Origin of the sequence: Burkholderia sp. IMCC1007 (genome assembly GCF_027257875.1) — a bacterium.
Classification (GTDB): domain Bacteria; phylum Pseudomonadota; class Gammaproteobacteria; order Burkholderiales; family Burkholderiaceae; genus Burkholderia.
Window position 1 is genome coordinate 75,586 of the sequence record NZ_JAPVQY010000030.1, and the last position, 15,015, is coordinate 90,600.

Annotated in this window: 13 protein-coding genes; 6 read left to right on the forward strand and 7 right to left on the reverse strand. The window is 65.8% G+C overall.

Features of this window, described 5'->3' with window-relative positions; translation table 11 throughout:
* Positions 1–42 precede the first annotated feature (42 nt).
* From O1Q03_RS23725 to O1Q03_RS23735, 3 genes are read left to right on the forward strand one after another with little or no spacing between them, the layout of a single operon-like run.
* The gene (locus O1Q03_RS23725) at positions 43–795 is read left to right on the forward strand and encodes a peptidylprolyl isomerase (RefSeq protein WP_269506458.1); all 753 of its coding nucleotides are present in this window, start codon (positions 43–45) and stop codon (positions 793–795) included.
* Between the two features lie 18 nt (positions 796–813).
* Positions 814–3,885: a peptidase domain-containing ABC transporter gene (locus O1Q03_RS23730; protein ID WP_269506459.1), complete on the forward strand. Its 3,072-nt coding sequence runs from the start codon at positions 814–816 to the stop codon at positions 3,883–3,885.
* Positions 3,882–5,228, forward strand: coding sequence for a sigma-54 interaction domain-containing protein (locus O1Q03_RS23735; protein WP_269506460.1), 1,347 nt, complete (start codon positions 3,882–3,884; stop codon positions 5,226–5,228). The genes O1Q03_RS23730 and O1Q03_RS23735 overlap by 4 nt, the downstream gene beginning before the upstream one ends.
* Positions 5,229–5,260: 32 nt before the next feature.
* Here the strand turns inward: O1Q03_RS23735 and O1Q03_RS23740 are convergent, their stop codons facing one another.
* Positions 5,261–6,031 (reverse strand): PP2C family protein-serine/threonine phosphatase, encoded by a 771-nt coding sequence (locus O1Q03_RS23740; protein ID WP_269506461.1) that lies wholly within the window; start codon positions 6,029–6,031, stop codon positions 5,261–5,263.
* Between the two features lie 84 nt (positions 6,032–6,115).
* Positions 6,116–6,400, reverse strand: coding sequence for a hypothetical protein (locus O1Q03_RS23745; protein ID WP_269506462.1), 285 nt, complete (start codon positions 6,398–6,400; stop codon positions 6,116–6,118).
* Between the two features lie 469 nt (positions 6,401–6,869).
* On the opposite strand from O1Q03_RS23745, the gene O1Q03_RS23750 reads away from it, so the two are divergent.
* Together O1Q03_RS23750 and O1Q03_RS23755 are read left to right on the forward strand one after the other, a co-directional pair.
* Complete coding sequence (locus O1Q03_RS23750) at positions 6,870–7,415, forward strand: lecithin retinol acyltransferase family protein (RefSeq protein ID WP_442865829.1); 546 nt, start codon at positions 6,870–6,872, stop codon at positions 7,413–7,415.
* Between the two features lie 42 nt (positions 7,416–7,457).
* Positions 7,458–7,700 carry a hypothetical protein gene (locus O1Q03_RS23755; RefSeq protein WP_269506463.1) on the forward strand — a complete coding sequence of 81 codons (243 nt, stop codon included), beginning with the start codon at positions 7,458–7,460 and terminating at the stop codon, positions 7,698–7,700.
* Between the two features lie 23 nt (positions 7,701–7,723).
* Here the strand turns inward: O1Q03_RS23755 and O1Q03_RS23760 are convergent, their stop codons facing one another.
* Complete coding sequence (locus O1Q03_RS23760; protein WP_269506464.1) at positions 7,724–7,942, reverse strand: hypothetical protein; 219 nt, start codon at positions 7,940–7,942, stop codon at positions 7,724–7,726.
* A gap of 436 nt (positions 7,943–8,378) precedes the next feature.
* On the opposite strand from O1Q03_RS23760, the gene O1Q03_RS23765 reads away from it, so the two are divergent.
* Complete coding sequence (locus O1Q03_RS23765; RefSeq protein ID WP_269506465.1) at positions 8,379–10,511, forward strand: serine/threonine protein kinase; 2,133 nt, start codon at positions 8,379–8,381, stop codon at positions 10,509–10,511.
* Positions 10,512–10,535: 24 nt separating this feature from the next.
* Here O1Q03_RS23765 and O1Q03_RS23770 read toward each other — a convergent pair whose 3' ends face one another.
* The 4 genes from O1Q03_RS23770 to O1Q03_RS23785 all read right to left on the reverse strand — a co-directional run.
* The gene (locus O1Q03_RS23770; protein WP_269506466.1) at positions 10,536–10,994 is read right to left on the reverse strand and encodes a (2Fe-2S)-binding protein; all 459 of its coding nucleotides are present in this window, start codon (positions 10,992–10,994) and stop codon (positions 10,536–10,538) included.
* A complete protein-coding gene (locus tag O1Q03_RS23775) occupies positions 10,922–13,306 on the reverse strand; it encodes a xanthine dehydrogenase family protein molybdopterin-binding subunit (protein WP_269506467.1) in 2,385 nt (794 codons plus the stop codon). Before O1Q03_RS23775 ends, O1Q03_RS23770 begins: the two co-directional genes overlap by 73 nt.
* Positions 13,307–13,868: 562 nt before the next feature.
* Positions 13,869–14,129, reverse strand: coding sequence for a hypothetical protein (locus O1Q03_RS23780; protein WP_269506468.1), 261 nt, complete (start codon positions 14,127–14,129; stop codon positions 13,869–13,871).
* A gap of 459 nt (positions 14,130–14,588) precedes the next feature.
* The coding region (locus O1Q03_RS23785; protein WP_269506325.1) for an IS30 family transposase at positions 14,589–15,015 on the reverse strand (427 nt) is incomplete at its 5' end.

Below are 15,015 nucleotides of genomic sequence, written 5' to 3' on the forward strand. Positions count from 1 at the left end.
GCATCAGGGCGAACCGCCGCTGACAGGATCAAGGGGAACGAGATGACGGCAATAGTGCGTATCGACGACGAGGTGATCGGCACCGACGATTTCATCCGCGTGCTGAAGCTCACCGGGCAGTTCGAGAGCCTCGTCGAACAGCAGGTCCGCGACCGGCTGACGGTGATCGCGGCGCGGAAGATGGGCGTGCAGGTGACGCCGGAGGAAATCCAGGAGCGCGCCGACCAGTTTCGCCGCGTGCACGGACTGCACCGCGCGGCGGACATGAATCGCTATCTGGACGTGTTCGGCGTCAGTCTCGACGAGTTCGAGCGATTCATCACCGATACGCTGTACCAGGAAAAGACGCTCGACACGGTGTGCAGCGATGCGGCCGTCGAAGCGTACTTCAAGCTCAATTCGCCGAAGTTCGACAGCATCGAGGTCAGCCACATCGTCCTCGATTCGGAAGGCAAGGCACGCGAAATGATGGCGATCCTGGAGGACGACCCGAGCGCCTTCGGCGACATGGCGCGCGAGCATTCGATCGCCGATACGAGCGAGCGCGGCGGCGTGATCGGCAAGGTGCTGCGCGGCTCGCTGAAGACGGATATCGAGGCCAAGGTGTTCAACGCGCGCGTGGGCGACCTGCTCGGGCCGTTCGCGGCGCCCGACGGTTCGTTCTTCGAAATCTTCTCGGTGACCGCGAAACATCCGGCCGCGCTCGATGCCGACGTCGCGTCGGAGGTGCGCCGCCTGCTGCGCGAGGCGTGGCTCGCCGCGCGCGCGCAGGAACACATCATCGACGCACGCTGATCACGGAGAACCGCAGCGATGGACGCACAAGCTCCCGCCCCGGCCAGCACCCCATCGCTCGCGGCGTTTCTCGCGTCGGTGGAACCGCTGTCGCTCTTCTCGCCCGACGAACTCGACCGCATGGCCGCACACGCGCAGGTGCGCACCTACGCGTTCGGCGACACCGTCTGCAATCGCGGCGAACCGGCCGAGGGCCTGTACGTGCTGCGATCCGGGTCCGTGCGGCTGATCGCCGACGAGCGCGGCAAGGAAACCAGCGTCGGCGTGCGCAAGGAACGCGAGGTGTTCGGCGAAATGGCGATGCTGCGCGACTACTGGCACGAGGTGTCGGTGCGCGCGTCGACGAAGACCGAGGTGCTGTGCATCCCGCGCAGCGCGATCGAGCCGATCCTGCGCGAGAATCCCGCCGCGCAGTCGTTCGTGACGAGCTATGTCGCGATCAGCTCGGCCGGCGGCTTCGTGACGCGGCTGTTCGACCTGCGCGGCAAGCTGACGCGCGCCGAGCTCGAGGAGTACGTGTCGAGCGTCGGCGTGAAGCGCGTGGCGGCCGGCAAGGAGATCGTCCGGCAGGGCCCGGGCGGCGACCTGCGGCTCTATGTCGTGCGTCAGGGCGAGGTCAGTGTCTCGTGCCACGAGGACGGCAACGACTATCCGCTCGCGACGCTCGGCGCAGGCGAGATCTTCGGCGAACGCGCGTGCCTGTTGCGGCAGGAGCAGGCGGCGACCGTCACCGCCGTCACCGATACGCGCCTGCTCGTGATTCCGGAAAAGACCGTGCACGTCATGCTCGAGCGCAACCCGAAATTGCGCGAGGTGCTCGAGGAGCGCATCCGTTTCGTCGATCAGGAACTGAAGCGCCAGAAGAAGCTCGCCGAACGGCGCCGCCACCCGCTGCAGATCGATATCGGCGCCGACGCCGCGTTCGGCGAGCGCATGATCAAGCGTTTCGTACTGGTCGAGCAGGCGGAGGAAATGGATTGCGGGGCAGCGTGCCTCGCGATGATCTGCCGTCACTACGGCGTCGCGATGACGCTTGGCAAGCTGCGCGATCTGGCGAACGTGACGACGCAGGGCGCGACGCTCGACAGTCTCGCGCGCACCGGCGAGGCGGTCGGCTTCGCGACGCGCGGCGTGCAGTGCACGTACGAGGCGCTGCTCGGGTTCGACCTGCCGTTCATCGTGCACTGGGAGGGATACCACTACGTCGTCGTCTACGGCGTATCGAAGTCGTGGGTGCGTATCGCCGATCCGGCGCTCGGCTTCAGGAAGCTGAGCGTCGAGGCGTTCGAACGCGGCTGGAGCGGCACCTGTCTGTTGTTTACCGCGAGCGGGCCGGCCGCGGCGCCGGCCGAGTCACGTTCGCCATGGGTACGCTTCATCGGCTATCTGCACCCGTACCGGAAGATCCTCGCGTATCTGTTCCTGGCGACGTTCGTGATCCAGGTACTGGGCGTGATACCGCCGCTCATCATCCAGAACATCCTGGACGGGGTGGTCGTGCACCAGAACGTCAGCCTGCTGCACCTGCTGATTGCCGGGCTCGTCATTTCCAACGTGTTCACCCAGCTGATGACCACGATCCGCGCGCATCTTTCCAACTTCATGGTGCGCAGTCTCGACTTCGCGATGATGTCGCAGTTCTATAAACATACGATGTCGCTGCCATATTCGTTCTTCGCGCGCCGCAAGAGCGGGGACGTGTTCGCGCGCTTCCAGGAAAACCAGACGATCCGGGCGTTCCTGACGGAGTCCACCGTGACCACCGCGCTCAATCTTCTGATGATCTTCATCTACTTCACGATCATGTTTCTCTACAACGTGAAGATGACGCTGGTGCTGATCGCGTTCGTGATTCCGATCATGGCGCTCACGGCACTCGCGACGCCGAAGCTGAAAGGCTATGCGCGCGAGGTGTTTGCCGCGTCCACCGATGCGAAGTCGCTGCTGATGGAGACGCTCGGCGGCGTCGAGACCGTGAAGGGCATGGGCATCGAGCGCTCGGTCAGGCTGAAGTGGGAGCGCAAGTATGCGAAGGCCCTCGACGTCCAGTACCGTGCGCAGGCATTCAATATCGTGGTGGCGCTGGGCAGCCAGCTGCTGAATGCGGCGACCACCATCGTGATCCTGTGGGTCGGTGCGAACCTCGTGCTCGCGCATGAACTCAGCATCGGGCAACTGATCGCCTTCAACGCGTTCATGGGCAGCGTGCTGGCGCCGCTGATGGGGCTCGTCGGGATGTGGAGCCTGATGAACGACGCGGCGGTGGCGATGGAGCGGCTCGGCGACGTGCTCGACATCGAGCCCGAGCAGCAGCCGTCCGAACTGGCCTCACGCGTGTTGCTGCCCGACCTGCAGGGCGACATCAGTTTCGACGGCGTGTATTTCCGCTATGGCGGCAACGAAACGCCTTACGTGCTCGAGAACATCAACTGCACGATCAGGCGCGGCGAGATGGTGGCCATCGTCGGGCGCAGCGGTTCGGGGAAGACCACGCTGGCGAAGCTGCTCGTGGGGTTCTACGCGCCCACGGACGGCAAGATCATGGTCGACGGCTACGACATGAGCGCGATCGACAAGGCTTTCTACCGTGCGCAGATCGGCTACGTCATGCAGTCCAATCTGGTGTTCTCGGGCTCGATCGCCGAGAACATCGCATGCGGCGACACGAGCCCCGACTGGCGCCGCATGGAGGAGGTCGCACGGATGGCCGACGCGCATGCATTCATCAGCAAATTGCCGCTCGGCTACGAGCAGGTGGTGGGCGAGCGCGGCGTGGGCCTGTCGGGCGGGCAGATCCAGCGGCTGTGCATCGCGCGCGCGCTGTATCACGATCCGCGCCTGCTCGTGTTCGACGAGGCGACCTCGTCGCTCGACACGCAGTCGGAGAGCAACATTCTCGCGAACATGCACGAAATCCTGCAGGGGCGCACGGCGGTGATCATCGCGCACCGGCTCAGCACCATCATGCGCGCCGACAAGATCCTCGTCCTGTACGAAGGCGCGATCGTCGAACAGGGCTCGCACGACGAGCTGGTTGCCCTCAACGGCATGTACTACCAGCTCGTGCAGAAACAGCTGGGTGCCGCATGAAACTCTTCGACCCGCACGGATTCGGCAATTCTGCGATCTCGTATGCCGGCCTGCTCGAGAAGATCGAGATCCTGCGCTCGATGTTGCGCTGGGCACCCAAACTCGAGCGTGTCGACATCGAGAAGCTGCTCAACCAGGCGAATGTCCTGCGCGACGAAGTCATGCAGATGTCGCGCAAGGAGCGCTTCGTCGAGGCCGCCGTGGCCGCGCCGCAGACGTCCGATGCGGCCGATGCATCCGGCGCACCTGAGGCGCCCGATGCGCCGGAAGCGGCCGCGCCCCCGGCGCAACGACGCCGACAGGCACTGATCGAGCGCAGTTTCATTTTCGAGGGTATTTTTGGCGACAATCCAAAGCTGCTCGCCGCGCTCGAAATCGCCGAGAAGGCCGCGCCGACCGATCTGCCCGTGCTGATCGACGGCGAGAGCGGGACCGGCAAGGAATTGATGGCGAAAGTCATCCACGCGAACGGTGCGCGCGCCGACCGGCCATACATCTCGGTGAACTGCGGCGCGATTCCCGACAACCTGCTCGAGTCGGAACTGTTCGGCCATCGGCGCGGCGCGTTCACGGGTGCCGCAAACGATCGCAAGGGCAAGTTCGAGAGCGCGCACACCGGCACGATCTTCCTCGACGAGATCGGCGAATTGCCGCTGTCGGGCCAGGTCAAGCTGCTGCGCGTGCTGGAGTCGCACGAGATCCAGCGGGTCGGGTCGGACGAGCCGATCACCGTCGATACGCGCATCGTCGCCGCCACCAACAAGAATCTGCGGCAATTGAGCGAACAGGGGCTGTTTCGCGAGGACCTGTTCTATCGGCTGAGCGTCATTCACCTGACGTTGCCGGCGCTGCGCGAGCGGCGCGACGAAATTCCGCTGCTGCTCGCGTACTTCGGCGACGAAGCGGCCGGGGCACTGAAGCGCAGGCCGATCAGGACGACGCCGAAGCTGCGCGACTTCCTGCTGACCTACGCGTATCCGGGCAACATTCGCGAATTGCGCAACCTCGTCTACCGCCTGTCATGCCTCGCCGGCGAGGTCGCGGATATCGAGCACCTGCCCGAAGACATCCGCCCGAAACTCGCGTCGAGCGCGTTGCGTGCGACGAGCGACGGCACGTCGGGCAGGCCGATGTCGCTCAGCGACGCAAAGCGCGCCGCGAGCGACGAAGCGGAGCGTGCATTCCTCGAGCGCGGGCTGCAGGAGACCGGCGGAACCGTGGCCGAGCTCGCGCGCCGTTGCGAGATGAACCGGTCGCACCTGCAGATGCTGCTCAAGAAGCACGGCATCCGTTCGAAAGCGTTCCGTCATCCGGACGGCACGGCGACCGACAAGGACGCGTGAGCGTCGCGCGCGTCCGCTCGCTGCCCGATCGATCAGCGTTGCACGGCAGGGTTGGCGAGCGTGCGGTCCGACGCATCGGGATCGTCGGCGCGGATCACGATACAGGTGACGTTGTCCCGGCCGCCCTCGCGCAACGCGAGCTCGACCAGCGCGTCCGTTGCGCGCGCGCAATCGCCGCAGGCGAGGGCGGCCGCGATGTCGGCTTCTTCCATCTCGTTGCTCAGGCCGTCGCTGCACAACAGGAACATGTCGCCGTCGCACACGTCGATGCGCCGTTCGTCGAGATGCAGTTGCTCGGCCGCGCCGACAGCGCGCGTGATCAGGTGCTGTGACGGGTGATGGCGCGCCTGCTGCGCGCTCAGGTGGCCCTGCGCCTGCAGTTCCGCGACGTGGCTGTGGTCGAGCGTGAGTTGCGTCAGGTGCGCGTCGCGGTACAGGTAGATCCGGCTGTCGCCGGCCCAGAGCCAGCCGCATTGACGGCCGCTCGCAAGCAGCACCGCTACCGTGCTCCCGATCATGCGCACGCCGCGCTGGGCGGCCGCTTCGCGCAGGTGCGCGTTGACGGCATCGAGCGCGGTGCGCGCTGCGTCGACGAAGTCCGCCAGCGTGGCCGGTGCGGCCAGCCGCTCCAGCGCGTGCACGATCATCCGGCTCGCGAGATCGCCGGCCGAATGTCCGCCCATGCCGTCCGCCACGGCCCACAGGCCACGGTGCGGCAACGCGAGGCACGCGTCTTCGTTGATTTCGCGAACCAGGCCCACGTCGGTGCGTGACGCCGAAGTCCATTGCAGTTCTGCGCTCACGGCGCGCCATTCCTTTTCGTCCAGGGCGTGTCGATGCCGATCACGGGCTTGCGAACCTGCGTTGCCGATTGGCGGGAACCGGCGCTAGACGAGCCGGTTCCTGCCGTCTGCGCCGACCCCGACCACGATGTTCGCGCCGGGCGCCGAATTCGCGACGTCGATGTTCTGAACCTGGTTGAGGACCTGGTTCGCGTAGAACGTGTTGTACGTCTGATAGAGGTTGACGACCGGCCCGAACGCCGGAGCCGGCGGCGCGTAGGGCTGGATCCAGCCGAATACCCACGGCGCGCCTGCGCCGCGGATGAACGACATCGTCTTGCGGTCGAGGTCGTGCTGCATGTGAAGGTCGGTAATCGCGAGCGTGGTCATGATGAGTCTCCGGATGGGCTTGCCGACGGATCGGGTAAGCCGATACGTGCAAACCTCGTGCCATGCGTGACACAACCCGCGTGCGTCGTGCGTCGATCCGGTGAGCGCCGCATGCGGCAAGGCACGGCGTCATCGACACGCGTTGCTTGCATGCTAGTGCGTCGCGGCCTGGTCCTGCAATGGTTGGATGCACGACGACAGTCGGGTGCGCGAACGTGGTCGCGAAACCGACACATGCGCTGGCGAACGCGGACGGCTGCCCGGCGCGCCAACTGGTGTTGCCGCACGAACGAAATCATCGGCAAATGGTTGGCCGCGCGCCGACAGCGCGGCGCCCGGCTCGCCGGGCATGCCGCGCCAGCATTGCGCGGCGGGCGCCGGGCCATTGGCATGCTTGATGCAGGTTAGTTGGCAACCGGCTGACCCTTCGGCAACACGGGCGGCCGCCAACCTGCAGACGGAGCCCGCCATGGAACGCGACCTTCAACCCGTGAACAGCACTGTGTCGCGCACGGCAGCCTGCGCCGCGGACGCAATCGCGCATGCGGCTTCGCTTTCCGGCGGCATCGACACACTGCCGCTCGGCGCACACCTGGTTTCAGATCGCGACGGCTACAGCCATCACGGCATCTACGTCGGCGACGGGCGCGTCGTCCACTACGCGGGGCTGTGCACGTCACTGCATCGCGGCCCGATCGAGGAAGTCACGCTCGAACGCTTCGCCGCCGGTCACGCGGTTCGCGTCGTGCCGCATCCGTACGCTGCCTATGCGGGGCGCACCGCGGTGCTGCGCGCGCGTTCCCGTCTCGGCGAAAACCGCTACCGCCTGCTGACGAACAACTGCGAGCACTTCTGCACGTGGTGCGTGGAAGGCACGGGCCACAGCGAGCAGGTTCGCACGTGCGTCATGCATCCGCGCACCGCATTTCGGTTCGCGCTGTCCGTATGCCGCGCGTTGCTCGCGGCGCGGCATGCGGACGGACGGTGCGCCGCAGCCGCCATCGTCGTCGCATGAGCGACGTGCCGACGCGTTCGCCATCGCCACCAGGGGGCTCAAATGAACGGAATCGAATCATCGCTGCGCATGCAGGTCGACAAGTGGCTCGCGCCGAGCGCGCGCGTGCCGGCGCGCGTCGTGCGCTTCAGCCGCATGCCCGCGCAACGGCGGCGCTTCGTCTGCGTCGAGGCCGTGCATCCGGCCGGCACGATCGCGATCTTCTTCTTTCGTCACGACGACGGCTCGTGGTGCGTATTCCCGCCGGCCGATCGGCGGCCCGCGATGATGGCGCGTGCCGCGTGACCGTGCGCCGGGCCGTGTATGGGTCAGCGCAACAGCGTCGGACGCGCCGGGAAAGCTGTTGCTTCGGCCACCGGTGCACGCGCGGGCGTCGCGGCGCGGGCGTCGGTGTGCAGGAAACGGAACGCCGGCGGCGCGAGCATCGAATGATGCGCACGGACGCGCGCGCCGCCGGTGATGGCGGCCATCGCCTGTTTGTCGAGGTCGACGCTTTCGGGAAGATCGTTGATGACGAGCACACCCATGGTTGGCTCCGCGAAATCGGATGGAAGTGAGGCCGCCGCGCAACATCATGCGATGCGACGACGTAGCGGGAATCTGTCCAGTATAGGATTCGCCGCACGGCCGCGCGCCCCGGAAAATCGGCGATGCGCACGGCCACGCGCCGACGGCGAAAACCTGAAGCCGATTCGCAACGCATCGACGCGGATTCTAGTTCCGGCACCGATTGCGCAGGGCGTCAGCGCAGACTAGTATGATTTGTTAGACGTCCTGTCAGAGAGCCGCGCGGGTGCGGCGCGCGGTCCGATTCGTCTGACGATGGCGTGCCGACGGGTGCGACGGTGCCAAGTGCATCACCGATACGTCGCGCGGCATGGGTGCGATGGAAGTCCTTGCCCTGGCGGCGCCATGACGCGCCGAAGCGGGTCGGCAAGCTGAAGCTGAGTAAACGGCATACGAATGATGAGCTTTGCGCGGCTGATTCAGACATTCCAGAGCGGGACGCTATCGCAGGAAGCGTTCTTCTCGGAGATCGACCGGGTGCTGGCGACCGATCAGGTCGATTGTGCACGGCTGCGCGAAGTGCTCGACGAGACGCAAACCACGCAACCGCTGTCGGACGATATCTATGCGGAAGTACTGAAGCGCATCGAACGCTGTCACGACAGAACGGCATCCGCGGACGATGCCACCCGCATCCACGAGAGCCCGCTTCGGCCGGCGCCGGGTTCCGACACCCCGGCCGGGCCGGCGAGTGACGCGATGTCCGTCGGCGGCGAGCGCGTGAAAGGCATCGGCGATACGCTGAACGGGCGCTTCGTGCTGGAGGAATGCCTTGGCGTTGGCGGGATGGGTACCGTGTACAAGGCGCTCGACCTGCGCAAGCTGGAGGCCTCGGATCGCCGGCCGCACATCGCGATCAAGGTCCTCAACGTGCAGTTTCGCGGCCAGCCGACGTCGCTGATCGCACTTCAGCGTGAAGCCCGCAAGGCGCAGGCGCTCGCGCATCGCAACATCGTCACCGTCTACGACTTCGACCGGGACGGTCCGCTCGTCTACCTGACGATGGAGTACCTGTCGGGCCAGCCGCTCAGCAGGGTGCTGCGTGCGCCGGGCTTTGCGGGCATGCCGCTCGACAGCGCGTTGCCGATCATCGCCGGCATGGGGCACGCGTTGGCCTACGCGCATGAACGCGGCTTCGTCCACTGCGATTTCAAGCCCGCGAACGTGTTCCTCACTGACCGCGGCGAAGTGAAGGTGATCGACTTCGGGATCGCACGCGCATTCCAGCGGCGCGACGAAGATCCCGACGTCACCGTGTTCGATCCGGCGAGCCTCGGCGGCATCACGCCGGCCTACGCGAGCCCCGAAATGTTCGAGCATCTCGAGCCGGATCCGCGCGACGACGTCTACGCGCTCGCCTGTGTCACCTACGAATTGCTGACCGGACACCACCCGTTCAATCGGCTGTCGGCGACCCAGGCGCGCCACGATCACCTGCGGCCCGAGCGCCACCCAGGCCTCGATCGCACGCAATGGCGAACCTTGAGCGCCGCGTTGTCGTTCGAGCGCGCGACGCGCACGCCCAGCGTCAATCTGTTCCTGGAAGGCATGGGCGTGTTCAAGCGCCCCGCGCGGGCCTCGGGCGCACGGTTGGGGGCGGCCGTGGGTGCTTGCACGGTGGCGGCGGCCGCCGTGCTCTGGTACGGCTTTCAGGCATTGTCGCGCGGCGGCGACAGGCGTCCCGCCGCTGACACGGTCGTGCAAGCGTCAGCGGGCGGAGGAAATGGCGCGACGGCGGGCGTTGCAGCCGGCAGCGCGCCCGCGGCCAGCGCGAGCGCCGTGTCCGCTACTGCCGGCGAGCCGCCGTCGGCACAGGCACAGGCATCGACACCGACACCGGCGCCGGCACCGGTGATCTCGGCGGCATCCGCGATGGCTGCGCTCGCGCGCATCCCGTGTTCGGCGCTGGATGCGTCGGTGCAGGACCACGTGCTGCAGGTGCGCGGTTATGTGGAAGCCGGCGCCGGTATCGCGCGTTTGCGCACTGCGCTCGGCGGGATCGCGGGTGGGCAGACGGCCCGTGTCGACGTGCATCCCGTCGATACCCACAATTGCGAGGTCGTGAACGCGCTTGCGCCGTACTGGCGAGCGAACCGGGCTGCATCACACGCCGCGTCGATCCGCACGCGAGCGCCTGATGCGCAACTCGCGGAAGGCAACCCGCTCGTGATAGACATCACGACACCCGGTTACGACTCGTACGTGAACGTGGATTATTACGTGCTCAACGGAAGCGTCGTGCATCTCGTGCCCAGCAGCCGCGAACGCGACAACCAGGCGCCGCCGAATTACACCGCGACGATCGGCAGCATGGGCGAGTGGGTGATCGGCAAGCCGTTCGGGACCGAGATGATCGCGCTGCTCGTCACGCCCGCGCCGCTGTTCGACGGTATGCGGCCGCCGTCCGAGCCGCGCGCCGCCTATCTCGCGGCCATCGATCGGCAGTTGAAGCTGCTCGAGGCCAAGTACGGCGAAGGGCGCATTGCAGCGGATTTCATCCAGATCACGACGCATGCCAACGGCAACTGACGAGTGCGAGCGGATGCGTCGCAGTCAGCGGCCCAGCGATTTCGCCGCTGCGTGAATGGCCTTGCGGATGCGCGGAAACGTGCCGCACCGGCATGCGATGTTCTTCATCGCCTCGTTGATCTGGTGGTCGTCGGGGCGAGGGCAGCGCATGAGCAGGGCCGTGGCGGCGATCAGCTGCGCGCTCTGGCAATAGCCGCACTGGACGACGTCGACGGCAATCCATGCGGCCTTTAGCGCCCGCGCTTCAGCGCCGTCGAGCCCTTCGACAGTCGTGATGCGCGCGCCGTGCAGCGTCCCGACCGGGAGCTGGCAGGCTGGCACGGCCTGATCGTTCAACAGCACCGTGCATGCACCGCAGACCCCGACGCCGCAGCCGAATTTCGTGCCGGTCAGCTTTCGTTCGCACCGGATCACCCAGAGCAGCGGTGTGTCGGGATCGGCATCGAGGTGAGCGGTTTCCCCGTTGATACGGACTGACACCATCGGTCGTCTCCTTGCTGGGGCGGGCTCGGCGTGCCGAACGGCAGCGTGCGATGGCGCACGCCCGTGAGCGCATGCAGTGCATTCGCCACGGCCGCCGCGATCGGCGGCGTGCCCGCTTCGCCGATGCCGTGCGGCTCGCTACCGCCGGCCACGACGTGCGTGACGATCTCGGGACACGTCTCCATGTTGACGAGCGGATAGCTGTCGAAATAATGCTGCGCGACTTGCCCGTTCTCGATCGTGATCGCCTGCTCCAGCGCGGCCGACAAGCCGAACACGATCCCGCTTTCCATCTGCTGCTCGACCAGGTTCGGATTCACGGCCAACCCGCAGTCGATCACGCAGACCACGCGCGTCACGCGAAAGCCGTCACCTTCCTGCAGGACTTCAGCGACTTGCGCGACCACGCTGCCGAATGATGCGTGCATCGCCACGCCGCGTGCGCGCCGCGCGCCGGTCTCGTCACGCCATGCCAGCGGCGAACGCCAGCCGGACAGTGCGACGAGCGCCCGCAACACGGCCGCATGGCGCCGGTGCGCGGGCTGCGTCAGCATGTCGAGGCGGAACTGGATCGGGTCTTTCCGTGCGAGCACCGCCATCTCGTCGATGAAACTCTCGACGAAGAACGCCTGATGCGAGTGCCCGACGGAGCGCCAGTAGCCGACCGGCACCGGGAGCGTCACCGTATTGTGCTGGACGAGCACGTTCTCGCATTCATAGGGCAGGTCGAATGCGCCTTCGGCCGTGGTGGCGTCGGGCAACCATTTGGCCGCGAGGCTCGGCATGCCGAAGGTGCGAGGCATCGCCTGCGCGCTGATCGACTGGCTCGCCGACATGCCTTTCCATGCGACGAGCCTGCCGCTCGCATCGACGGCGCCGCTGTATCTCGCCACGCAGGCCGGACGGTAGAAGTCGTGCGTCATGTCCTGCGGGCGCGACCAGATCGTCTGTACCGGCCGCCCCCGCGCATGCAGCGCGATGGCGGCGGCCTGCGCGATGAAGTCGACCTCGAGCCGCCGGCCGAATGCGCCGCCGATCAATTGCTGATTCAGGATCACCTTGTCTTCGTCCAGCCCCAGCAGCGCCGCGACGGCCTTGCGGGCCACCATCGGAATCTGCGTGCCGCACCAGACCGTTGCCGAGTCGTGTTCGACGAGCACCGTGCAGTTCATGACTTCCAGCGGCGCGTGAGCCTGATAGGGCACTTCGTACTGCGCGACGAGCGGCTTCGCGTGACTCAGCGCTGCATCGGCGTCGCCGGCAGCGTAGAACACGTGACGGCCCTCGTCGCCGTCGAGCGCGCGCGTCAATGCCGTGTGGACATCCGCGGAGTTCACGCCGGCAGCCGGCCCGTGGTCCCATGTGATTGACAAGCGGCACAACGTCCGCATCGCGATGAAGGGATTGTCGGCAATGACGGCCACGCCGCCGGTTCCGCCGTGGTATGGCTCCACCGTGAAAATGTCGGTCACGCCTTTCATCCCGGCAACGCCGGACTTGTCGAAACCCAGCGCCTTTCCGCCGAGTGTCGGACACATCGTGACGCTTGCATACAGCAGCTTGTCCGGAAGCACATCGATGCCATAGCGCGCGCTGCCATCGAGCTTCGAGTGCGCCTCTATACGACCCAGCCGCTTGCCGACCAGCGTGAACGCCGTCGGGTCCTTCAGGGCGACCCGTGTCGGGCGCGGCACGTCCTTCGCGAGTTCAACGAGCTCGCCGTATGTCGCCGAGCGTCCCGACCGATGCAGCACCATGCCGGCTTTCGTCTCGCATTCCGAGACGGGCACCTGCCAACGTTTCGCGGCAGCGCTGCACAACATCGCGCGGGCCGTGGCCCCTGCCTCGCGCATGGGCGCCCACAGATCGATCATGCTGGTCGATCCTCCCGTTGCCATCGAACCCAGATAGCGGGCGCCGTGGCGCACCAGCGCCTCGGCGCTGCGCGCGAGCGGGCTGTCGTCGTCGGGGCGAAACGGAAGGCCTTCGGCCAGCGATTCACGGTCCTTGTAGATCGCGTCGAGCGGGGACATCACGACACGGATCCTGGCCCAGTCCGCATCGATCTCTTCCGCCAGCAACATCGCCGCGCCGGTATGTATTCCCTGGCCCATTTCGGCTTTGCTCATGACGATCGTCACGTCGTTAGACGAACTGATCATCACCCAGCCGTTCAGCGGGATATCGACACGCGACGCCGCGAGCTGCGCGGGTATGGCCAGCCGATCGTCACGGCGCCGCCATGCCCAGCCGACCACCAGCATGCCCGCCGCGCCCGCACTGCCCAACACGAAGGTTCTGCGCTTCAACATGAGGTGGCCGCCGACGTGTGTCGATCGAGTTACGGCGCATCCGGCGACTCGCGCCACGCGCCTCGAGCATTCAACGTTTCGAACACAATCCGATATTTCATTGCTGCTGCAATCACCTATATTAGTCACTGATATCGGCAATCGAGAACCTGAATGTGATGTTGGTTTAAAACGAGCGCTGCAGGCTCCGGCCAGCCGCACCGGGATCGACATGTGCGGCTGCCGGGATGCGAAGCGCATCGTGCCGACCGCGCGTCACCCGAGTCGGCGAGCGTGCTGGCCGCGCACGACGGCGACTCGGCGATGCAAAGCGACGAACACCACGCAGCCGTGTTGGTGCAGCGTGACACGCATGCGGGGCTCGATATCGGATGGCGCGACGCAGCCCGCCGCCCGGCCGGGATGCGGGATGAGCGCCGGTCGCGCTGTCCTACATACGAGGAAGCCCGCCACGTGAGCGTGGCGGGCTTGAAGCGCCGCGAGAACGAACCCGCGGCGAACTGGAGCGCTTCGGTTCAACGCTATCGTGCACTGCTGCCAGTGCAAGGAAGCATTGCGAAGCTTACAGGCCCAGCTTCGCAATGACCTGGCCGCCGAGATTGTTGATCGTGTTGGTCACGCTGGTGAGATCCTGATGGGTCGATGCGTCGACCTGCGTCACCGGAGCCGTAATGGTATTGGCGCTGGCGAACGAGAAGCCACCGCCGGTCGCGATGTTGTTGATACCTGCATTCTGGAACACGCTACCGCCGCTGACGGAAGCCATTTCCTTGCGGCTGAGTTCGTGGGCGTGGGACAGATCGTTGATCATCAGTGCGGACATGGTGAATCTCCTTGAGTTTGCTGCGGTTTGGGTGGGAGCACGTTTCGTTGCGCTCGCAGGTATAAATGCACGGGGCGTGCCAGCCTGTGCGCATGCGGGCCGGATGCTCGTCCAACCTCATGAAAACAAACGCAATTCAATTTTCTTGACGCCATTTCACGCGGTTCGCCGGGCACGACCGACGCACGGCGATGTCGGGTTCTTCCAAACGATTTCGTGGCGGGTGTTTTATCCCGGCCAACACGAAGGGCGCTTGCGATTCGCGTCGAAGGCGTCGAAGGCGTCGATAGGCAGCGGCATGGGACCGCCTGCGCGAAATAGTCGTCAGCGCGATGGTGCGCCGACCGTCGGCTGCAACTTCCATCGACACAAATATCTCTGTTACATACTTCGGATAACTGAGTTCGCTGCTTACCATTCGGAAGGCGGTTTCAAGAGTGAAGTGCAACACCTCGCGGGTTACTGAACAGGAACTCGGTCCGTGGGGTTAGCCAGAACCTGAGCGAGGATTTGCAGAGGCGTGTGCCAGTTCAGCGTGGCGCGCGGTCGCGTGTTGAGGTTGTCAGCAATCTCGTCGAGGTCCTCTTGAGAGTAGACGGACAGATCGGTGCCCTTGGGCAAGTACTGGCGCAGCAGCCCGTTGGTGTTTTCGCACGTGCCGCGCTGCCAAGGGCTGTGCGGGTCACAGAAGTAGACACGCACGTTGGTCGCGGCCGTCAGTTCGGCATGTCGCGCCATTTCGCGACCTTGATCGTAGGTCAGCGTTTGACGCAGCGGCTCGACGAGCGATTGCAGTTTGGTCGTGAAGGCAGCGAGCGCCGATGCAGCAGTCGCATCGGGCATCTTGGCCAGCAGCACGGCGCGGCTCATGCGTTCGACGAGCACG